The organism is Candidatus Dormiibacterota bacterium (assembly GCA_035532835.1).
In the GTDB taxonomy this organism is placed as follows: domain Bacteria; phylum Vulcanimicrobiota; class Vulcanimicrobiia; order Vulcanimicrobiales; family Vulcanimicrobiaceae; genus DAHUXY01.
This window is the reverse complement of sequence record DATKQG010000023.1, coordinates 107,796-127,570: the sequence shown is the minus strand read 5'-3', so window position 1 is coordinate 127,570 and position 19,775 is coordinate 107,796. Positions and strand designations below refer to the sequence as shown.

The 19,775-nt window shown below is 64.1% G+C and carries 19 protein-coding genes and 1 pseudogene; all 20 read left to right on the top strand.

Features of this window, described 5'->3' with window-relative positions; all coding sequences use genetic code 11:
• Positions 1-3: 3 nt before the first annotated feature.
• The gene (locus VMW12_03385; protein ID HUZ48770.1) at positions 4-1,023 is read left to right on the top strand and encodes an NDP-sugar synthase; all 1,020 of its coding nucleotides are present in this window, start codon (positions 4-6) and stop codon (positions 1,021-1,023) included.
• Positions 1,024-1,184: 161 nt separating this feature from the next.
• Positions 1,185-1,673, top strand: coding sequence for a phosphoribosyltransferase family protein (locus VMW12_03380; GenBank protein ID HUZ48769.1), 489 nt, complete (start codon positions 1,185-1,187; stop codon positions 1,671-1,673).
• Positions 1,674-1,679: 6 nt separating this feature from the next.
• On the top strand, positions 1,680-2,129 hold the full coding sequence (locus VMW12_03375; GenBank protein HUZ48768.1) for a hypothetical protein: 450 nt from the start codon (positions 1,680-1,682) through the stop codon (positions 2,127-2,129).
• 247 nt (positions 2,130-2,376) lie between these two features.
• Positions 2,377-3,501, top strand: a complete 1,125-nt coding sequence (gene ribD / locus VMW12_03370) for a bifunctional diaminohydroxyphosphoribosylaminopyrimidine deaminase/5-amino-6-(5-phosphoribosylamino)uracil reductase RibD (GenBank protein ID HUZ48767.1) — start codon at positions 2,377-2,379, stop codon at positions 3,499-3,501.
• A complete protein-coding gene (locus tag VMW12_03365) occupies positions 3,494-4,111 on the top strand; it encodes a riboflavin synthase (protein ID HUZ48766.1) in 618 nt (205 codons plus the stop codon). Before ribD ends, VMW12_03365 begins: the two co-directional genes overlap by 8 nt.
• Positions 4,111-4,560 carry a thioesterase family protein gene (locus VMW12_03360; protein HUZ48765.1) on the top strand — a complete coding sequence of 150 codons (450 nt, stop codon included), beginning with the start codon at positions 4,111-4,113 and terminating at the stop codon, positions 4,558-4,560. Before VMW12_03365 ends, VMW12_03360 begins: the two co-directional genes overlap by 1 nt.
• Before the next feature lie 77 nt (positions 4,561-4,637).
• The gene (locus VMW12_03355; GenBank protein HUZ48764.1) at positions 4,638-5,069 is read left to right on the top strand and encodes a cupin domain-containing protein; all 432 of its coding nucleotides are present in this window, start codon (positions 4,638-4,640) and stop codon (positions 5,067-5,069) included.
• Between the two features lie 167 nt (positions 5,070-5,236).
• Entirely contained in the window at positions 5,237-6,646 is a 1,410-nt protein-coding gene (locus tag VMW12_03350; GenBank protein HUZ48763.1) for a bifunctional 3,4-dihydroxy-2-butanone-4-phosphate synthase/GTP cyclohydrolase II, read from the top strand.
• A complete protein-coding gene (gene ribH, locus VMW12_03345; protein ID HUZ48762.1) occupies positions 6,643-7,128 on the top strand; it encodes a 6,7-dimethyl-8-ribityllumazine synthase in 486 nt (161 codons plus the stop codon). The genes VMW12_03350 and ribH overlap by 4 nt, the downstream gene beginning before the upstream one ends.
• Positions 7,129-7,264: 136 nt before the next feature.
• Entirely contained in the window at positions 7,265-8,728 is a 1,464-nt protein-coding gene (locus tag VMW12_03340; GenBank protein ID HUZ48761.1) for a Rieske 2Fe-2S domain-containing protein, read from the top strand.
• A 126-nt stretch (positions 8,729-8,854) separates the two neighbouring features.
• The gene (locus VMW12_03335) at positions 8,855-10,147 is read left to right on the top strand and encodes a S53 family peptidase (GenBank protein HUZ48760.1); all 1,293 of its coding nucleotides are present in this window, start codon (positions 8,855-8,857) and stop codon (positions 10,145-10,147) included.
• A gap of 146 nt (positions 10,148-10,293) precedes the next feature.
• The gene (locus tag VMW12_03330) at positions 10,294-10,584 is read left to right on the top strand and encodes a zinc-ribbon domain containing protein (GenBank protein HUZ48759.1); all 291 of its coding nucleotides are present in this window, start codon (positions 10,294-10,296) and stop codon (positions 10,582-10,584) included.
• 28 nt (positions 10,585-10,612) lie between these two features.
• Positions 10,613-11,641 carry an S-methyl-5-thioribose-1-phosphate isomerase gene (gene mtnA, locus VMW12_03325; protein ID HUZ48758.1) on the top strand — a complete coding sequence of 343 codons (1,029 nt, stop codon included), beginning with the start codon at positions 10,613-10,615 and terminating at the stop codon, positions 11,639-11,641.
• On the top strand, positions 11,638-12,633 hold the full coding sequence (locus tag VMW12_03320) for a hypothetical protein (GenBank protein ID HUZ48757.1): 996 nt from the start codon (positions 11,638-11,640) through the stop codon (positions 12,631-12,633). The genes mtnA and VMW12_03320 overlap by 4 nt, the downstream gene beginning before the upstream one ends.
• Positions 12,634-12,680: 47 nt before the next feature.
• On the top strand, positions 12,681-14,102 hold the full coding sequence (gene purB, locus VMW12_03315; GenBank protein HUZ48756.1) for an adenylosuccinate lyase: 1,422 nt from the start codon (positions 12,681-12,683) through the stop codon (positions 14,100-14,102).
• 14 nt (positions 14,103-14,116) lie between these two features.
• A pseudogene (locus VMW12_03310) lies at positions 14,117-14,875 on the top strand (phosphoribosylaminoimidazolesuccinocarboxamide synthase).
• A 433-nt stretch (positions 14,876-15,308) separates the two neighbouring features.
• Positions 15,309-17,567: a phosphoribosylformylglycinamidine synthase subunit PurL gene (gene purL / locus VMW12_03305; protein HUZ48755.1), complete on the top strand. Its 2,259-nt coding sequence runs from the start codon at positions 15,309-15,311 to the stop codon at positions 17,565-17,567.
• Positions 17,567-18,334, top strand: coding sequence for a phosphoribosylformylglycinamidine synthase I (gene purQ, locus VMW12_03300; GenBank protein ID HUZ48754.1), 768 nt, complete (start codon positions 17,567-17,569; stop codon positions 18,332-18,334). The genes purL and purQ overlap by 1 nt, the downstream gene beginning before the upstream one ends.
• On the top strand, positions 18,331-18,753 hold the full coding sequence (locus VMW12_03295) for a hypothetical protein (GenBank protein HUZ48753.1): 423 nt from the start codon (positions 18,331-18,333) through the stop codon (positions 18,751-18,753). The genes purQ and VMW12_03295 overlap by 4 nt, the downstream gene beginning before the upstream one ends.
• The gene (locus tag VMW12_03290; GenBank protein HUZ48752.1) at positions 18,750-19,772 is read left to right on the top strand and encodes a formate--phosphoribosylaminoimidazolecarboxamide ligase; all 1,023 of its coding nucleotides are present in this window, start codon (positions 18,750-18,752) and stop codon (positions 19,770-19,772) included. Before VMW12_03295 ends, VMW12_03290 begins: the two co-directional genes overlap by 4 nt.
• The last annotated feature ends 3 nt before the right edge of the window (positions 19,773-19,775 follow it).

Here is a 19,775-nt window from a genome sequence, read left to right as displayed (position 1 = left end):
GCGATGATTCTGGCCGGCGGGCTCTCGACGCGGCTCTATCCGCTGACGAAGCAAGTCCCCAAGCCCCTGGTGCCGGTTGCGGGCGTGCCGAACGCCGTGCATTTGATCCGCTATTTGAAGGCCCATGGCTGCGACGAGATCGCGATCAACGTGCACTATCTCGCCGACGCGATTCTCGAAGCGTTGGGCGACGGCTCGAAGTTCGGGGTGCATTTGGAGTATTTACACGAACGCGAACTGATGGGGAGCGCGGGCGCGCTCAAGGCGATGGAACGCTTCTTCGCCGACGAAACGTTCGTCGTGGTGGGGTGCGACGATCTCACCGATCTGCCGCTCGACGATCTGCTCGCGTTCCACCGCGAGCGCGCGGCGATTGCGACCATCGGTTTGGTGGAACGCGAAGACGTCTCGCAGTACGGCGTCGTCGTGGTCGACGAGCGCGGCCGCATCACCGGCTTTCAAGAGAAGCCCGAAGCCGGAACCGAGCGCAGCAAGCTCGTGAATACCGGCATCTATGCGTTCTCGCCGGAGATTTTCGCGCACATCCCGGCCGATACGTTTTACGATTTCGGCAAACAGGTCTTTCCCGCACTGCAGCAGGCGGCCGCGGCGTTCTACGGCTTCGATGCGCGCGGAGCGTATTGGTGCGATATCGGCACGCCCGGCGAATATCGCCGCGCGAGCTACGATGTGGTGACCGGGCACTTTTCGATCCCGCAGACGCGCGCCCACGGGGCCGACCCCACCGCCGTTCTCGCGCCGCTCGCAATCGTCGACGGCGATGTATGGATCGGCGCGGGCGCACGCATAGAAGACGGCGCTCGCGTAATCGGCCCGGCGGTAATCGGCGATCGCGTCACGGTAGAGCGCAACGCGTCGGTCGTGCGTAGCATCGTGTGGGACGGCGCGACGATTGCCGCCGGCGCGTCGCTGACCGATGCGATCGTGGGGCGCGAGTATTTGGTCGCGCCGAACGTCGTGCTGGACGGCGCCGTGGTCGCGAACGACCCCGTAACGGCATAACGCGTCGGCCCCGGCCGTCGTAGGCCTTCGTATTAGGCGGCTCTAGCGGCGGCCCACGTTCGTCGTGAAAGACGAGCGTGTTTCGCAGGATCTTCGACGCCGTTTTTCCGCCGCAGTGTGCTTCGTGCGCGGCGGTTGGGTCCGGCCTGTGCGAACGTTGCGTGCCTAGCGGCGGCAGCATCGATCGTTCGCTAGCCTCCCTGCATGTCCGCGCGCTCGGTACGTACGACGGCGCGCTGCGTTCGGCAATTCTTGCGGTGAAGGACGGGCGTCGCGACGTAGCAGCCGCGTTAGGGGTGCGCATGGCTTCGCTCTATGCGCCCGGTCAATGGTGGGTTCCGGTACCGAGTTCGCGCGCGCGGGTGCGGACACGCGGCATCGACGGCGTGCGCATCATCGCGCGCCGGGCAGCCGGCGACGCGATTTGCATCGCGCTTCGACGAGCCGGAAGCGACGCACAGCGCGGGCGCTCGCGTACCGAACGCATCTCGGCGAGCGGACGATTTACGTGCCTAGCCGATGTGCGCGGGCTCGGCCTGGTGCTCTGCGACGATGTCTGCACGACGGGAAGCACCCTCGAAGACTGCGCCCACGAGTTGCGCATAGCCGGCGCACGCGTCGTTGCAGCGGTCGTGGTCGCATTGGCTTAGGTTAAGATGGACGTAGAGGAGCGCCTCTGGAAGCAGCACGACTCCCTCGCACAGGCATCGGGTGAAATCGTCGTGCTGCTTGGAAACGCCGACGGCCTACTCTACGGAGTGGTCGCGTTAGCCGTTGCGGCAGGTGGAGTGTTTACGATCATAAGGGGCGATGGGCTGGTTGCGGCGGCCATGGTGCTCCCGATATTCATAACGTTACGAGGAGTACGGAGATCGGTCGCGGCTTCTCGTAGCCGTGGCGAGGTAGAGTTTTTAGTGCGGGGTGGAGGCGAGGCCGCGCTTCAAATGGCGATCAATGCCCTTGGTGAGCATTTCGCTCATAACGAGTGGTCGCTAGCGAGCAAACGGTCAGCTCTCAGACTGGCCTGGAACTCGTGGCTCATCCTGGTCGGGTTGGGCGTAATCCCGCCCCTACTTGTAGTACTGCAAGAAACGATGCTAAAGTGATGTTGTGAAAGCGCACTTGGCGATGAAAGCATATTTCAAGAGGCTATTCGAGGATTTTCTTATAGCCGTTGCGCCGGAAGAGTACGCGTTTAAGCTCGTTCGCGAGCGCATGGAACGTGAAGATTAATTCATGCCGCTGCCAAGCAAATCGAGAAGACGATCTCACCGGGTCGTCTTTTCGCTTAGGTTGGGCGCCGAGTGAGCCTCTGCGGCGGTCTCTGTCGCCTTGGCGTAGAAGAGACGCAGCATGGAGACCCTGAGCGCGCTCGATCGCCTCTTTCTCGAACGCTCCTACGAATTGGCCGCGCGCGGCACCGGCAACACGTCCCCCAATCCGCAGGTGGGGGCGGTGATCGTGCGCGAGGGCGCGATTATCGGCGAGGGTTATCACCATCGGGCCGGGCTCGCGCACGCCGAAGTCGTGGCTCTAGCGCAAGCTGAAGATGCGCGCGGTGCGACCGTGTACGTTTCGCTCGAGCCGTGCAATCACATTGGGCGCACGCCCGCGTGCTCGCAGGCGCTCGCCGATGCGGGCGTGGCGCGCGTCGTCGTCGGCACGCTCGATCCAAATCCTAAGACCAACGGCGGAGGCGTGGCGACCTTGCGCGCGCGCGGCGTCCAAGTCGACGTTGCGAATGATGCGACGGCGCGCGCGCTGATCGAACGGTTCGCACGCGCGGTCGATCGCGATCGGCCCTATCTGGCGCTCAAGATGGCGATGTCGCTCGACGGTTACATCACCTCGCAGCCGGGGGTGCAAGAGTGGTTGACGTGCGAAGCAGAACGTCTCTACGTGCGCGAGTTGCGCATCGCCTACGATGCGGTGATGGTCGGTGCGGGGACGGTTCGAGTGGACGACCCGCAATTGACCGTACGGCCGGCGCACCATCGTTTGCGCGATTACGTGCGCGTGGTTGCGTGCGAAAACGATACCGTTTCAGAGACGTCGCGCGCGATCGCACACGTGGCCGATTACGCGCCGACGCTCGTGCTCGCACCGGCCGGCGCGCGCGGACGCTTCGAGAATCTGCGCAGAGATGCGGACGTGCTGTTCGTCGGCGACGCGACCTCGACGCAACTCGATCTGCCCGAAGCGATGCGCGCGCTCGCGCGACGCGGCATTCAAAGCGTGCTCTGCGAGGGCGGCCCAACCATCGGGGGACGCTTGATCGCCGCGGGATTGGTCGACCGGCTCTATTGGGCGATTGCGCCGGTATTGCTGCGGACCGATACCGCCGTGCCCGTATTAGCGGGTGCCGATCTTGCATCCTTACGTCAACGCTTGGCGATCGATAGCGTAGAGCGCGTCGGTGACGATGTCGTTATTTCGGGCACGCTTGGCCCCGCACACTCTGGAGGCACGGATGTTTAGTGGACTGATCGCGTATCGCGGGGCCATCGTAACGATGGATCGGCCGCCCAGCGGCGGTATGAGCTTGGCGGTGCGCTGCGAGGGCATCGCGGCCGAGAAGCCGGAACCGAAGGATTCGATTGCGGTGAACGGCACGTGCTTGACCGCGACGCGCATCGAAGGCGATGTGGTATGGTTCGACGTGGTACCCGAAACGATCGCCCGGACGAATCTGGGCGATCGCAGTATCGGCGAGAGCGTGAATCTTGAATATTCGTTGCGGATGGGCGACCGGATGGGTGGGCACTTCGTCTACGGCCACGTCGACGCACCCGCGCGCGTGATCGGGCGCAGCGCGGAAGGGCAGGGCGAGCGCATGCGCATCGAGCGGCCGCCGGAACTTGCGCCGATGATTGCGCAGAAAGCATTTATTGCCGTGGACGGCATCAGCCTCACCGTTGCGGCGGTCGACGACGGGTGGTTCGAAATCGCGCTGATCCCCGAGACGCTCGCGCGCACGACGCTCGGCGCGCGGCCGGTCGGATCGAAGGTGAATCTCGAAGTCGATCCGCTCGCGCGCTACGCGTATGCCGCGGCTTGCGCCTTGGCCGGCCCCGGGGAGGCGCGCTGATGCCCGCGTTTCGCGAAATGTTGGCGCCCGGTACGCGCACGTTTGAATCGCGGCTGCGCGTGCAGTGGGCCGATGTCGATATTGCCGGCATCCTGTATTTCGCCGCATACTGGCGCTTCGCGGAGTTGGCCGAGATGGACATGTTCCGCGAGCTCGGGTTTCCATACAATACCGTTTTCGATGAACTGGATTTCTGGTTGCCTCGGGTGAAAGCCGAAGCGCAGTACCATGCTCCGGCGCTGATGGACGATTGGTTGCGCATTCGCACCCACCTGGAGCACGTCGGCGCCTCGAGCGTGCGCTGGAGAAGCGTGGTCTTCAACGAGCGCACCGGCGAAGCGGGAGCCCAATTCGTCCTCACCGCCGCATGCATGGACCGCACCACGAAGAAGAGCAGGCCGCTCCCGGAACCGTTGCGCGAAGCGTTGCTCGGCGCGCTGAACTATTAAGATTGAGAGAACCGTCGCGTGCAAGATAGGGGTCAGGCGCGCGCTACGGAAGCGTTGCGGCGGAAAGAGGTTCTTTTATGAAAACTATTGCAGCGCTCTTTATAGCCGCAGGTATTCTTGCGTTTCCAACCCTCGCGTCGGCCGGCACGTTGAGTTTCGTTTGCCATGACGTTCTTTTGCCGGCTCCGGTTCCGGGCGATAAGGACGGCGATCAAGTATTCATCTCCGACCTCACGATGGTGCCGGGATATACCGCGCGGTTGCACTCGCATAGCGCCAGAGAGTATCTCGTCGTCGAGCGTGGTACGGCCACCGTCACCGTAAAAGGGCAGGCCGCAAAGACGGTTCGCGCCGGTTCGGCTATCGTGATTCCCGCCAACGCTCCCCATACGATTGCAAACCTGACCAAGATGGACGGGCTCGAACTGCTCAGTTTTAAGGTCGGTTCGGCCAAGCAGCCGTACACCAACATGGATAAGCGCCCGCGCGTTCCTTGCTCGAAGCCTTAGACTCGTCACATAAGGGACATCCCTAGAGCGAGCGGTCGCGGGCCGGCCGCTCTTTTTTATGCGGTCGCATTCGCTCACATGTCGGCTTTGCGCGCAAGACACCGCGTGGCGCCCCCTTGCGGCTTCGAGCCTTGACAAGTGTCAAGATGCTGGCGTAGCGTGGGGCTATGAGTGACTTTGCGGAGCAATTGAATCGGGCCATGGATGGGGCTGGCCTCTCGGCTGCGGCCTTGGCGGAGGCCTCCGGACTGACGGAATCGGCGATTTCCTTGTTACGAGCCGGGCGTCGGGAGCCGTCGTACAAAACGCTCGCGCGGCTCTCGACGGTGCTCCCGGACATCGCGCCCCAGCCTGCCGCGCGCAAGAGCCCGTTCGACAGCATCGAGGATGCGATCGCGGATATTCGGGCCGGCAAGATGGTGGTGGTGCTGGACGACGAGGACCGCGAGAACGAAGGCGACCTGGTCATGGCCGCGCAGATGGTCACGCCGGAGGCGATCAACTTCATGCGCAAGGAAGCCGGCGGCCTGATTTGCGTGCCGATGCTCGGGCGACGGCTGGAAGAATTACAGATTCCCCCCATGGTGCGCGACAATACCGCCGTACACGAAACGGCTTTCACCGTCTCGGTCGAGGGCCGCACGGTGACGACCACCGGAATCTCCGCGCAGGACCGGGCCGCGACGATCAAAGTGCTGCTCGATCCGAACGCCAAACCGGCCGATCTGCTGCGGCCCGGCCACACCTTTCCGCTGCGGGCGCGCGATGGCGGAGTGCTGGTACGGGCAGGCCAGACCGAGGCATCGGTCGATCTGGCACGGCTTGCCGGGCTCGACCCCTCCGGCGTCATATGTGAGATCATGGCGGACGACGGAACGATGGAGCGCTTGGACGGGTTACGAGTATTTGCTGACAAGCATAACCTTCGGCTCATTACCGTAAAGGATTTGATTGCATATCGCATGCAGAACGAAAAACTCATCAAGCGGATCGCCGAATTCGATCTCCCCACCACGATGGGGAATTGGACCGGCATCGCCTACGAAACGACGATCGACGGAAACACGCACGTCGCGCTCGTGATGGGCGACATCAGCGACGGTAAAGACGTTCTCGTGCGCGTGCACTCCGAATGTTTGACCGGCGACGCCCTGCACTCGATTCGCTGCGACTGCGCGGCCCAGCGCGACGGCGCGATGGCGCTGATCGCCGCCGAAGGGCGCGGCGTGTTTCTGTATCTGCGCCAGGAAGGGCGGGGCATCGGCCTGGCCGACAAGCTTCGCGCATATGCGCTGCAAGACAAAGGTGCCGATACGGTGGAGGCCAACCTCGCCCTCGGCCTCCCGATCGACAAGCGCGACTACGGCATCGGCTCGCAGATACTCGCGGATCTCGGCCTCAAAGAGCTGCGCCTGATCACGAACAACCCGCGTAAAATCTTCGGCCTCGAGGGGTACGGGCTCAAGATTACCGGGCGCGTGGCGATGGAGACCAAGCCGACGCAGTACAACAAACGCTACATCGCGACCAAACGCGCCAAGCTCGGCCACATGTTCGGCGATACGGTCGCTTCGTGAAGACCGAAGGCGAACGCGGGGCCGCGTCGGACTGCATGCGCCGTCGCTTCGCGATCGTCGCGGCGAGATTCTATCGCGATCTTACCGACAACCTCATCGACGGCGCACGGCGCGCGCTGCGCGATTGCGGCGTGGCCGATAGCGATATCTATCGCTACGACGTGCCGGGATGTTTCGAGCTGCCGCTCGCGTGCCGGAATCTCATCGATACCGAACGCTTCGACGGTATCGTCGCCCTCGGCGTCGTGATTCGCGGCGATACGCCGCACTTCGATTTCGTCGCGGGCGAATGCGCGCGCGGCATCATGGACGTGCAACTCGCAACCGGCATCCCGATCGGTTTCGGCGTGCTTACCACCGAGAATCTCGCGCAAGCCGAAGAACGCGCCGATCCCGCCCGCGGCGATAAAGGCTACGAAGCCGCGATCGCCGCCGCCACCCTGGTAGTGCTCCCGCAAGTCATGCCGTCGCCAACCCGCTAGCGAACGAACTGGGTGCTTGACCCATATCAAAAAGCTATCGGCTGCGTTTAACGTGTCGACGGATGTGTTCGTATAGCGGCGTCTTTTGGAATGTTGCAACGGGATTGCGGCGCGGGTGCGGCGTAGAGCCGATTCCATGCAGAGCGCAGATGGTGTTGCTGCCGGGGCGATGATGGCCCCGGTGGGGTCGGTGTTGCCGCAGCGGGACGCGTCGATCGATGTCGGCGCGGCGTCGGCTGCGGTTCGCGGCGTAGCGGAACTCGTCGAAAGCGGCGTCTCCACGGCGCCTGCGATGCGGGAGGCGATGACGGCGCTGGGCGCTGCGCTTGCAGGCATGATGGATGCACCGCCGCTCGTTATGGAGACGGCTGCGGCGCGCGCCGTTGAAAACGCGGCGTTTCTGGCCGCGTCGCCGCACCCGCCCAGCGCCGACGATCTCGACAACTATGTCATCTACGACCGGTATTTCGGCGTGCAGCGAACGGCCGCGATGAGCGCGCAAACGTTCCTGGCCGGCATGTTGGCCGTGTGGGCGCGCGCATTCCCCGATTGCGCGCAGGCGTTGATCGGACGCGACGAGATCGGCGCGCTGTTACACGCGTGCGCTGCGATGCTGGCGCTGCGCGGAAACGATGCAACGGCCGCCGCGCCGCAAAGCCACTTGCGTACGTTCGCCGTTTCGAGCGATCCATTCTCCGGCCTGGACGAACGAGGCCGAGGCTTGCTACGGTGGCGAACCGGCCACGATCTCTTTGCGCTCTGTTCCATGCACGCGCGCGAAGCATACGTTGCCGTACAGCAGACGCTCGCGGCCAAACCCGCCGATGCTGCCGATCGCATCGCGCAGGCGTTGACGCAAGCCGGCACGTTCGTGCGCGGCCTGGCGGCGGCGCAATGGTATGCGAGCGAATTTCCGATCGCGTTCTATCTCGACGTATTGCGGCCGACGATGATCGCGACGGGCGCGCACGGCGGTTTTTCGGGCACGCAAAATGCCGACCATCACCGCATGCAGTGGGAGCGCGAGCGCGCGGTCGAGGGGCTGTTTTCGGCTTACGGCGCCGACCCTGCGGGATGGCCGCAACCGGTGTACTCCGCGCTCATGCTGATGAACGAAATCGAGATCCAAGCCGCCGAGCATCACGTCTTGGTTGCGGCTTCGAAGGTGCGGCTGGATCAGTCGCTCGCGCAGAAAGCGATCGCCGGCGATCGCAGTTCGGCGGTCGCGGTGCTGCGCGAGCAGGTCGATGCGGCCGCGACCGACATTACGGAGCGCTTCAGCTCGCACGCGACGCGGCGGATCCGCGCATGCGGCATCGGCGACGTGCCCGCCGAACATCCGTTACAGCTCACGCTCGACGGGAACGACATCGTGCTCTGCCGCGCGTACGGGGCGCTGTGGGCATGCGCGGGAGTCTGCACCCACGCCGGGGGCGATTTGGGCGACGGGCACATGGCGGATAACGCCATCGTCTGCCCGCTCCACGGAGCGAAATTCGACCCGCGGACGGGCGCCGTCTTGCGCGGGCCCGCGGCCGAGCCGCTCGCCACCTATACGGTGTTGATCGACGGGGCGGACGTCTTCGTCGAGCTCCCGTAAGTTGGAGCGATGTTTGGCGTTGTCAGATTTTGTCAAGGAAGTATCGTCACGTTAGCGTAAAGCGGCTGCATCTCACTTTCGGCGGGCTGGAGGGCCTGCGTGCTGCACTTTTGCAGAGGAGTTTAGATGAAATCACGACTGCTGATCGGGTTGGCAGCTTTGTGCGCTACGGCGCTAGCCGCGTGTTCGGGGAACTCCGGCTCGTCAATCCCATCGATATCCGGCGTACCAGCTGCGTCTTCATCCCTTGGACGACCGGGGGCTACGGCTTCCGCCCACGGTACGCTTCCGCCGGCGGGGCCTTATCACGCCGTCTGCGGCGCTCCGGCTCCCGGATTTGCCAGTTGCCACGCGCTCTTACGCGACGGCGTAACCTCTAATGCGACCAATCCGGCGGGCTACCATCCGGCGGACTTACAGTCCGCGTACAATCTCGTGACGGCCTCGGCGAATAACGGCGCCGGTCAAACGATCGGTATCGTGGATGCCTACAACGACCCGAACGCCGCCTCAGACTTGGCGGTCTATCGGTCGACGTTCGGCCTTCCGGCCTGTACCACATCAACGGGGTGCTTACGCATCGTCAACCAGAGCGGCGGGACGAGCCTGCCTAAGAACGACGGCGGCTGGGCGCAAGAAGAATCGCTAGATCTTGATATGGCTTCGGCGATCTGCCCGAACTGCCACATCCTCCTCGTCGAGGCGTCTTCGGCTACGCTGACCAATCTGGGAACCGCGGTGAACACGGCGGCGCAACTCGGAGCGACGGAGATCAGCAACAGTTACGGCGGCGGCGAAAGCTCGAGCGATACTTCGTACGACACGTCGTACTACAATCATCCGGGAGTTGCGATCACGGCAAGCGCCGGCGATGGCGGTTACGGTGTGGAGTATCCGGCCGCTTCGCAGTATGTCACTGCAGCCGGCGGTACGACGCTCACGCGTGACACCTCCGTTTCGCGCGGTTGGATCGAGAGCGTTTGGAACACCAGCAGCACCGAAGGCACGGGTAGCGGGTGCAGCAAGTACGATCCGCAGCCCTCGTGGCAGACCTCGACCGCCACTGTGACCAACAATCCAGGGGTCTGTAGCAACCGCGTCGTGGGAGATGTCTCCTCCGATGCCGATCCGAACACCGGCGTCTCGGTCTACGATAGCTACGCATATCGGGGCGTAAGCGGATGGCTCGTGTTTGGCGGAACGAGTGTCTCGTCGCCAACGCTTGCGTCGGTGTACGCGCTCGCCGGGAATGCGAGCACGGTGGTCGCCGGTTCGTATCCGTACAGCCATACCTCGGCACTCTACGATGTCACCAGCGGCAGTAATGGAAGCTGCGGTGGGACGTATCTATGCACCGCGGAGATCGGTTACGACGGTCCGACTGGAAGCGGTACGCCCAACGGTACGGGAGGCTTCTAGGAGCCCGGCGGTCCCTATCCAGGAAAGGGGGGCAGGGCGACCTGCCTCTCTTTTGCTTCTGCACCAGGCAAGCAACGCAGGGATCGCTCGACGAAAGTCGCACTGATTCGGCCTTGATTTTCTGTGAACCGTGGAGGTTGAGACCCGTGGAAGACAAGACGCTTACCTGCAAAGACTGCGCGCGCCCGTTCGTTTTTTCGGTGCGCGAGCAGCAGTTTTTTGCCGAGAAAGGCTTCGCGAACGAGCCGCAACGGTGTCGCGACTGCCGCCAGAGCCGGCGTGCGACCGGGAGCGACGGCCCGTCGAGCACGCGACCGTCCTTCGAAGCGGTCTGCGCCGCCTGCAATCAAAGCACCACGCTTCCGTTCCGCCCGCGCGGCGACCGCCCCGTTTACTGCCGCAGCTGCTTTACCGCGCAGGTACCGGCCGGGGTGTAAGCGCGCCGTCGCGCGAACAGCGCGAACGATGCAGAACTCGCAGGATGAACTGGTCGCCGTCCGCTGGGATGGCGACGCGGTCGTCTATCTGGACCAACGGCGCCTCCCGCACGACATCGTGTACGAGCGCGCGAGCACCGTCGAGCAGATCGAAGCCGCGATCAAGACGCTCGCGGTGCGAGGTGCGCCGGCGATCGGCGTCTTCGGTGCCTACGGCGTTGCGTTGCTGCGGCGGACGATCGCCGACGACGATGCGTTCGCGCTCGCCGCGCGGCGCATTCGCGATGCGCGCCCGACGGCCGTAAATTTGATGTGGGCGGTCGATCGCGTCCTGGAGGCCCCCGATGCGCTCGAGCACGCGCGCGTCATTCATCGCGAACAGGTCGCGATCGATGCGGCGATCGCGCAAGCCGGGAGCGATGTCATTCCGAAGGACGCGAAGATTCTGACGCACTGTAACACCGGGCCGATTGCCACTGCGGGGGGCGGAACGGCGCTTGGCGTCATTATCGCAGCGCACCGCGAAGGGAAGCGCCCGCACGTGTTCGTGGACGAAACGCGCCCGCTCTTACAAGGATCGCGGCTGACGTATTTCGAGCTAAAACAAGCGGGCGTCGATGCAACGTTGCAGGTCGATAGCGCGGCCGCAATCGCGATGCAGCGCAAGGCGATAGATCTGGTAATCGTCGGCGCGGACCGGATCGCATGCAACGGCGATACCGCGAACAAGATCGGCACCTACGGCTTGGCGATCCTCGCCGCTCACCACGGCATTCCGTTCTACGTCGCGGCGCCACGTTCGACCATCGACTTCTCGATAGCCACCGGCGCGGATATTCCGATCGAGGAACGCGCGGCGGCAGAGGTGACGGGCTTTGGCAGCGCGGTTGCCGCGACGCAAGATGCGCGCGTCTACAATCCGGCATTCGACGTAACGCCCGGGCATTTGATCACCGCGATCGTTACCGAGTACGGCGTGTTGCGCTCGCCGTATCAAGAGACGATTCCGGCGCTCGCGGGGCGCGCGAGCTTTGCGGCGTTGCTGGATCTGCAGTGAAATTCTACGAGTTCATCGACAAGCAACCGGCGATCGGGAAGCTGGCGATCGTCGAGGGCACCGAGCGCGCCCTGGCCGAGCGCGCGCTCGACGTGCTCGTCGACCGGTTACTGCCGGAAGATCTGCGTTCGCTCAATTTGGAGCGCGTGAGTGCGGCCGAATGGAGCGACGCCGGGCGCGTGCGCGAGGCGGTCCAAGCGATGCCGTTCCTGGCGGATCGGCGCGTCGTCGTCGTCACCGATGCGCAGGCGCTCAAGGCGCAGCCGCGGCGCGATCTCTGGGACGCGGCGCAGGCGGTCCCCGACGGCAACACGCTGATCATCCTCGATTTGCTGGCGCCGCGTTCGCAACGGCCGCAGCCCTTCGGCGCGCTGGCGGGGCGAGCGGCCTTGCGTATCGATACCACCGCCGCGCCCGAGGTCCGCACGCGCTTCATTACCGAGACGCTCGAAGCGCTCGGCGCGACCGCCGAGCCGCGGGTCATCGGCGTGCTGGCGAACGGCGAGGCCGACCTCGCGTCGGTTCGGAACGATCTCCAAAAGCTCGCGCTGGGCGGGAAGAAGATCACTTTTAAGGACCTCGAGCGAGAGTCACTCTCGAACGAGGACCCCAAGGCCTACAAATATGCGAGCGCCCTGGTCGAAGGCAAGACCGCCGAGGCGTTGGGGATCGCGCACGAGCTCTTCGCCGGCGATCCGCGCGGGGCGGCGATCCCGCTGCTCTCGGCGCTGGCGACCGAGTGCAGCTATCTGTGGGAGATGGCCCGGCCGGGCGGCGAGCTGCCGGCCCGCGCAAAGTGGCGCGAGCGGACGTTGCGGCCGCTCGCTGCCCGGGTCGGCGAGCGGCGAGCGCGCATCGCCTACGAACGCGCGGTACGCGGGGTGGAAGCCATCGTTACCGGACAGGCCGGGAACGACCCCGAGGATCACCGCACGCTGGTCGAGCGGATCTCGGTGGAGTTGGCCCGGATGGCGCGCCCGGTGCGACCTTAGCCGACGAGGCGGCCCTGCTCGGCGAGGCGAACGAACCGCTGCAACCCATGGATTACCGTACGTATGCATCGCCGTTCTCCTGGAGGTACGGCCGCGCCGAACTTCGCGCGCTTTTCTCTGAAGAAGAGCGGCGTCGATTGTGGCGCGCGGTGTGGGTCGCGCTCGCCCAGGCGCAACAGCGCGTCGGACTCGTTTCACAGGCGGAAGTGGACGATTTGCGCGCGCACGCCGGAGAGATCGATATCGAAGCGGCGCTGGAGATCGAACGCGAGATCCATCACGATCTGATGGCCGAGATTCGCGTCTTCGCTTCGCAGGCCAAGATCGGCGGCGGGAAGCTGCATTTGGGCGCGACCTCGATGGATATCGAGGACACGGTGGAAACCTATCGCCTGCGCGTGGCGCTGGCGGCCGTCGGCGAAAGCTTGCGGGCGTTGATGGGGAGCCTTGCCGGGCGGGTGCGCGAGTACGGCGACGTGGTCTGCATGGCGTTTACGCACCTGCAGCCGGCCGAACCGACGACGCTGGGCTACCGCCTTGCGGTCTACGCGCAAGATCTGCTGATCGACGATACCAATCTGCGGTTCGTTTTCGACCAGCTCACGACCAAGGGGTTGCGCGGAGCCGTCGGCACGGCCGCCTCGTACGAGCACCTGCTCGATCACAACGGCAAGTCGGGCGAGTTCGAAGCCTACGTGCTCGAACGCTTCGGCTTGCAAGCGCGCGACATTGCCACGCAGACGTACACGCGGAAGCTCGACTATCTGTTGCTGAGCGCGCTCGCCGGCGTCGGCGCGTCGCTCTCGAAGTTTGCCGCGGATATCCGTATTTTAAGCTCGCCCGAGTTTGGCGAAGTCTTCGAACCGTTCGGAAAATCCCAGGTCGGCAGCTCGGCGATGCCGTTCAAACGCAATCCCATCATGTGCGAGCGCATCGATTCGCTCGCGCGATTGCTCGTCGGGTACAGCGATGTCGCGTGGCAGAACGCCGCCACCAACTACCTCGAGCGGACCCTGGACGACAGCGCGAATCGCCGTACGATTCTTCCCGAAGCGCTGCTGTGCACGGACGAAATCATCTCGCTCGCGCGCAAGGTTGTCGATGGCCTGCGGGTGGACGAACGCCGCATCGCCCATAACTTGCGCACGTACGGGCCGTTTGCGGGCACCGAATCGATCATGATGGAGGCCGTGCGTGCGGGTGGCGACCGGCAGGCGCTGCACGAATCGATCCGCAGCGCCGCCATGGAGGCATGGAGCGCGCTTTCGCGCGGCGAGGATAACCCGCTCGCGCAGACGCTCTCGGGCGACGCGGCGCTCACGGCGTTGGTCGATCCGGCGCAGATCCGCCGCTTGCTCGACCCGATCGGGCACATCGGCACCGCACCGCAGCGCGCGCGAGCGCTCGCCGATCGCATCGATGCTACCGCGGCCTTTCCCAAACAACTCCTCGTTGAAAGCGAAGCGTAGAGAAGAGCACAGATATGAATAAAGGCATCGAGATCGCACGCGGCAAGACCAAAGTACTATACGAGTTTCCGGGGCAGCCGGATCAACTCGTGGTCGCACAAACGGATCAAATATCGGCGGGCGACGGTGTCCGGCGCAACGAGATTCCCGGCAAGGGGCGCCTCGCGGCCCAGACCACCGCGCGCGTCTTTCGCCTGCTCAACCTGTGCGGCTTACCGACGCATTATCTCAACGGCGGCGAGGACGACGACAACAACGAGATGCTCGTGCGTCGTTGCAACATGATTCCGCTCGAAGTGGTGGTGCGCGGCGTAGCGGCGGGTTCGTTTGCCAAGCGCAACGCGGGGATCCAGCGCGGCGCGCTCTTGGCCCCGCGTATCACCGAATTTTTCCTGAAGGACGATGCGAACCACGATCCGATGATCACCCCCGACGAGATCGTGGCGCGCAACATCGCAACGCCGCAAGAACTCGGTGCGATGACGGAGATGGCGCGGTTGACCTTCGAGATTCTCTCGCACGCCTGGCGCAAACGCGACGTGCTGCTCGTCGATCTCAAAATCGAATTCGGGCGGATGACCGGCGGCGAAGGCATGGGGCAACTGGCGATTGCGGACGTGATCGACAACGACTCGTGGCGCATTTGGCCCCAGGGGCGCGAAGAGTTGATGCTCGACAAGCAGATCTATCGCAACCTCGCCACCGTCGACGACGAGGCACTCGCTCGGGTGAAGGCGGCCTACGAACAAGTCGCCGATCTGGTGGGAACCTTCCCGGTGATGCGGCCGGGTATGGCCGCCGTGATCGCCGACGGCGCAGAGAATGTCGAGCACGCAAGCGCGGTCGCTCAAGCGCTCGGGCAGTTGGGCTTACCGACGCTCCGTCACGTCGCGAGCGCCGCAAAAACACCGGGCTTCGTCCTGCAACTGGTGCAGCAGCTCGAAGCCACGTTCGCGCGGCTGTTTTTCGTGGCGGTCGGCGAAGGCGGCGCGCTGCACGCCATGCTCGATTCGGCATCGTCGTCTCCGGTGTTCGACGGCAGCCAGGATCCCACCGATGTCGCCCTGCAGTGCGCAAAACTTCTCGCGCTCGAAGATACGGTGCTGTACGGACGCACGATCTTGATGCAGGCGAATGCGCGGTCGGCGGTCTTGCATGCCGATGCGCTGATGCAGCAGCAGGGATCGCTGCCCCCCGGAGTCGCGCTTGCCTAAAAGCCTCGCGCTACGCGACGACGAATTGCGCTCGATTGCCGAGCGGCTAGGACGCGAGCCCTCGCAGACCGAGTTGCACGCGTTCGACGCGCAATGGAGCGAGCATTGCAGCTATAAATCGAGCCGGCATCTCCTCAAGGCGCTGCCCACCAAAGGTGAAGCGGTCGTGTTGGGGCCGGGCGAGGATTCCGGCATCCTGCATTTAGGCGAATGGAACGGCGAACGCTACGGCATCGTCATCGCGCACGAATCGCACAACCATCCCTCGCAGGTCGTGCCGTTCGAGGGCGCGGCCACGGGCATCGGCGGCATCGTGCGCGACATCGTCTGCATGGGCGCCGAGGTGATCGCCGTTGCGGACCCGCTGCGATTCGGTCGCATCGACGATCCGCTCTCGCATCAACGGTATGTCGCGCAGGGCGTCGTCGACGGCATCAGCGCCTACGGCAACGCGATCGGGGTCCCGAACATCGCCGGCGACGTGTACTTCGACGAACGCTTCGACGACAATTGCTTGGTGAACGTGGTCGCGATCGGTTTGGTAAAAGAGTCCGAGATCATCCATTCGTTCGCGCCGCCGAACGCCGACGGCTGGGATATCGTGCTGGTCGGAAAGGCGACCGATGCGAGCGGCTTCGGCGGCGCATCATTCTCATCCGTAACGCTCGACGCGGCGGATGAAGATGCCAATAAGGGTGCGGTGCAAGTTCCGGATCCCTTCTTGAAAAACGTGCTGATGCGCGCGAGCTATCGCGTTTTCGAAATGCTCCGCGAGCGCGGCGTCACGGTCGGCTTCAAAGATTTAGGTGCCGGAGGCATCATGGGCTGCTCGGCGGAGATTTGTTCGAGCGGCGGATTTGGGGCCGATATTCAACTGCGCTCGGTGAACGTCGCCCTCGACGGGTTGCCGCCCGAGGTGATCGCCGTGGGCGAAACGCAGGAGCGATTGCTCTGGGTGCTGCCGCCGGAACTGACGCCCGAGGTGCTGCGCATCTATAACGACGAGTACACGTTACCGCAGATCGCGCGGAACGCGCGGGCGGCGGCCATCGGTACGGTAACGGCGCGGCAGCAGTACGTGTTGCGCGATGGCGACCGGACCGTTATGGACGTCCCGATCGATTTCTTGACGGGATCGATCCGCGATGAGTTGCCGTACGAACGGCTCGAAGCGGCCCCGCCGCCGCCCGGCCGCGCGTTCGAAACCGGCGTGCAACTGGACGAATTGCTCGAGCGGGTACTGGCGCACCACGACGTATGTTCGCGCGAGCCGCTCTACCGTCGCTACGATGGCGTCGTACGCGGCCGCACGGTTCTGGCTCGCGGCGAAGCCGATGCGGGCGTGATCGCGCCGGTGCCGGGCGCCCCGTTCGCCATGGCGCTTAGCGTCGATGGGAACCCGCGCATGAGCAAGCTCGATCCGCATCTCGCCGCGCAACATGCGGTGTATGAAGCCGTGCGCAATGTGGTGGCGGTCGGCGCACGCCCGATCGGCTTGACCGACTGCTTGAACTTCGGCAACCCCCGCAAGATCGATCACTATAGCGAACTGGTAGCCGCGATCGACGGCTTGGGCATTGCATCGCGCGCCTTTGCAACGCCGTTCGTTTCGGGCAACGTCAGCTTGTATAACGAATCCAAGAATGGGAACGCGATCCCGGCGTCACCGATCATCGCTTGCGTCGGCGCGGTCGACGATGTCGCGCAGATCGTTACGCTGCCGTTCAAGCGCTCGGGTTCGGTGCTGTATCTGTTGGGAACGCCGCAACGCGCGCTCGGCGGTTCGGTCCTCATCGACGTGCTCGGCGAGAGCGAACCCGGCCTGCCTTCGATCGATTACGATGAGGCGCTCGCACATCACGAGTTGCTGTTGCGAGCGGCTAAAGCGGGGCTGCTGCGCAGCGCGCACGATATTTCCGACGGCGGTTTGGCGGTCACGCTCTGCGAAATGGCGTTTGGAGCGCTCGGCCGCGGCCGCGCGGCTATCGGCGTACAACTCGACGATCCGTTCCAATGGACGCACGGCGGCGTAGGCGACATCGAGGCTTTATTCGGGGAAGCGGGCGGGCACGTGGTTGAAGTGGCGGGCGCCGACATCGAAGCCTTTGAAGCGCTGGCGGACGGCGTGGCAGGCGTGCACGAAATCGGCGTGACGATCGATCGGCCGGTGGTGGCGATTGGCCCGCAGGCGTTCGATCTGCATTGGTTGCACGGTATTTGGTCGCAGTCGCTCGCGCAGGTGTACGTCTAATGGGCCGCCGGATCGCCGTCTTGGTCTTTCCAGGTACGAATTCGGAGACCGAAACGCTCGCGCTGCTGCGCGATTGCGGCGGCGAGGCGGAACTCGTCCATTGGAGCCGCGCTCAGAGCCTCGCCGGATACGATGCATACGTGCTGCCGGGCGGATTTGCATACGAAGATCGCATTCGAGCCGGGGCGATTCCGGCCCACGACCCGATGATGGATTACGTGATCGAGGGTGCCCAACGTGGCAAGCTCGTGCTGGGCGTCTGCAACGGCGCGCAGATCTTGCTGGAAGCCGGCCTCGTGCCCGGGACCGGCGCCGCTCGCCGGCCCACCGCAGCGTTCACGCATAACGCCTCGCGAAAATTCGTGTGCACGCACGTCTACGTGAAGCTCGCTATCGCGCCCTCACGCTCGCCGATTACTGCGGCGCTCGCGGAAGGAGCGCTGCTCCCCGCGTGGGCGGCGCACGGGCAAGGACGCTTGGCTGCAAGCCAGATGCATCTGCGCGAAATCGAACGCGGCGCGCACCTGGCCTTCGTCTACGCTCGCGCCGACGGCTCCACCGATCCCGCGGCGACGCCGAACGGGTCGGCGCTGGGTTGCGCGGGCTTGTTGAACCGCGAGGGGAACGTTCTGGCGATCATGCCGCACCCCGAGCGCGATGCCTGGAACTTCAATCACCCCGATCGTCGCGAAGGACGTAATATGCTCGCCGCTTCGGGCGGCGCGCCGCTCTTTGCCAGCTTCGTCGCGGGGGTGCAACGCTCGTGAGCAAACGCACCGTGGCGGTCGGTTTGAAGATTCCCGACAACGAGGCGTATACCGCGCTAACCGCGCTCGAGCGCCTGGGCATACCGTTGGCTCGCGTCGAGCGCTCCGCGATCTACGTCTTTCAAGCCCCCGCCCCGGAGGACGAACTTGCAGCGCGCGTGACGCGTAACGAGAGCGTTTTCAATCCGAACAAACATCGGCTGCGCGTGCTCGACGCCAACGCGCCTCGCAGCGGTGAGGTGTGGATCGAGGAGATCGGCGCTCGCTGGGTGGATGCCGATCGCTACGTCGGCTGGCGCCTATTCGGCGCCGGCGATCGCCCCGTCGATCGTGCCACGCTCGCGGCGGCCGCCGAGCGACTTTTATGCAATCCCGCGATCGAACGCGCGCATTTTCCGAAGAACGAAGAGGAACGATGAACCGACCCTATACGATTGCGACCCTGGGCTCTCATTCGGCGCTGCAGATCCTCAAGGGTGGGCACGACGAGGGGTTTCGTACGCTCGCGATCGCGAATCGCGACACCGAGCGCCTCTATCGGTCCTTTGCGTTTATCGACGAAGTGATCGGTGTCGACAGCTACTCGGAGTTTCCGGGGCTGGTCGGCGAATTGGAGAAACGCAAGTCGATCATCGTCCCGCACGGCTCGTTCGTCGCGTACCTCTCGCTCGAAGATCACAAGCGGATGACGATCCCTTATTTCGGCAACAAAGCGGTGCTGGATTGGGAGTCGAGCCGTGAATTGCAGCGCGATTGGCTCACCCGCGCGAATATCAAGATGCCGCGACAATTCAAGAGCGGCGCCGAGATCGACCGCCCGGTGATCGTGAAACTGTACGGGGCCGGCGGCGGCATGGGCTATATGTTCATCCGCGATGCGCGCGATTTCGAGAAACGTGCCGGCGACCTCAAAAAAGCGTACACGATTCAAGAATACATCATCGGCGTGCCGCTCTACATCCACTATTTTTATTCGCCGCTCGAAAACAAACTCGAGATCATGTCGATGGACCGGCGCTACGAAACCAACGTCGATTCACTCGGCCGCATTCCGGCCAACGCGCAAGAAGGCATGAACGTCAGTCCTTCATACGTGGTCGTCGGCAATCAGCCGGTGAGCCTGCGCGAATCGATGCTGGCCGAGGCGCTGCGCATGGGCGAGGACGTGGTGCGCGTATCGAAGGAAATCTGCGGCCCCAAGGGGCTGTTCGGCGCGTTCTGTATCGAAACGATCATCACGCCGGATATCCAGTTTTACGTGATGGAGATTTCGGCACGCATCGTGGCCGGGACGAATCTCTTCATCGACGGGTCGCCGTATTCGTACCTCAACTACTCGGAGCCGATGTCGACCGGGCGGCGGATCGCGCGGGAACTTAAAAACGCACTTTTGACCAATAATCTGCGTTTAGTTCTCGATGATACAAGCGTCTTCTAACCC

Excerpts from the sequence above, each read along its gene's own strand:
- VMW12_03340 (HUZ48761.1), top strand. The coding sequence starts at position 7,265 with ATGCAGAGCGCAGATGGTGTTGCTGCCGGGGCGATGATGGCCCCGGTG.
- VMW12_03290 (HUZ48752.1), top strand. The coding sequence starts at position 18,750 with ATGAACCGACCCTATACGATTGCGACCCTGGGCTCTCATTCGGCGCTG.
- VMW12_03375 (HUZ48768.1), top strand. The coding sequence starts at position 1,680 with ATGGACGTAGAGGAGCGCCTCTGGAAGCAGCACGACTCCCTCGCACAG.
- VMW12_03365 (HUZ48766.1), top strand. The coding sequence starts at position 3,494 with ATGTTTAGTGGACTGATCGCGTATCGCGGGGCCATCGTAACGATGGAT.
- purQ (HUZ48754.1), top strand. The coding sequence starts at position 17,567 with ATGGGCCGCCGGATCGCCGTCTTGGTCTTTCCAGGTACGAATTCGGAG.
- VMW12_03385 (HUZ48770.1), top strand. The coding sequence starts at position 4 with ATGATTCTGGCCGGCGGGCTCTCGACGCGGCTCTATCCGCTGACGAAG.
- ribD (HUZ48767.1), top strand. The coding sequence starts at position 2,377 with ATGGAGACCCTGAGCGCGCTCGATCGCCTCTTTCTCGAACGCTCCTAC.
- VMW12_03355 (HUZ48764.1), top strand. The coding sequence starts at position 4,638 with ATGAAAACTATTGCAGCGCTCTTTATAGCCGCAGGTATTCTTGCGTTT.
- VMW12_03350 (HUZ48763.1), top strand. The coding sequence starts at position 5,237 with ATGAGTGACTTTGCGGAGCAATTGAATCGGGCCATGGATGGGGCTGGC.
- mtnA (HUZ48758.1), top strand. The coding sequence starts at position 10,613 with ATGCAGAACTCGCAGGATGAACTGGTCGCCGTCCGCTGGGATGGCGAC.
- VMW12_03335 (HUZ48760.1), top strand. The coding sequence starts at position 8,855 with ATGAAATCACGACTGCTGATCGGGTTGGCAGCTTTGTGCGCTACGGCG.
- purB (HUZ48756.1), top strand. The coding sequence starts at position 12,681 with ATGGATTACCGTACGTATGCATCGCCGTTCTCCTGGAGGTACGGCCGC.
- VMW12_03360 (HUZ48765.1), top strand. The coding sequence starts at position 4,111 with ATGCCCGCGTTTCGCGAAATGTTGGCGCCCGGTACGCGCACGTTTGAA.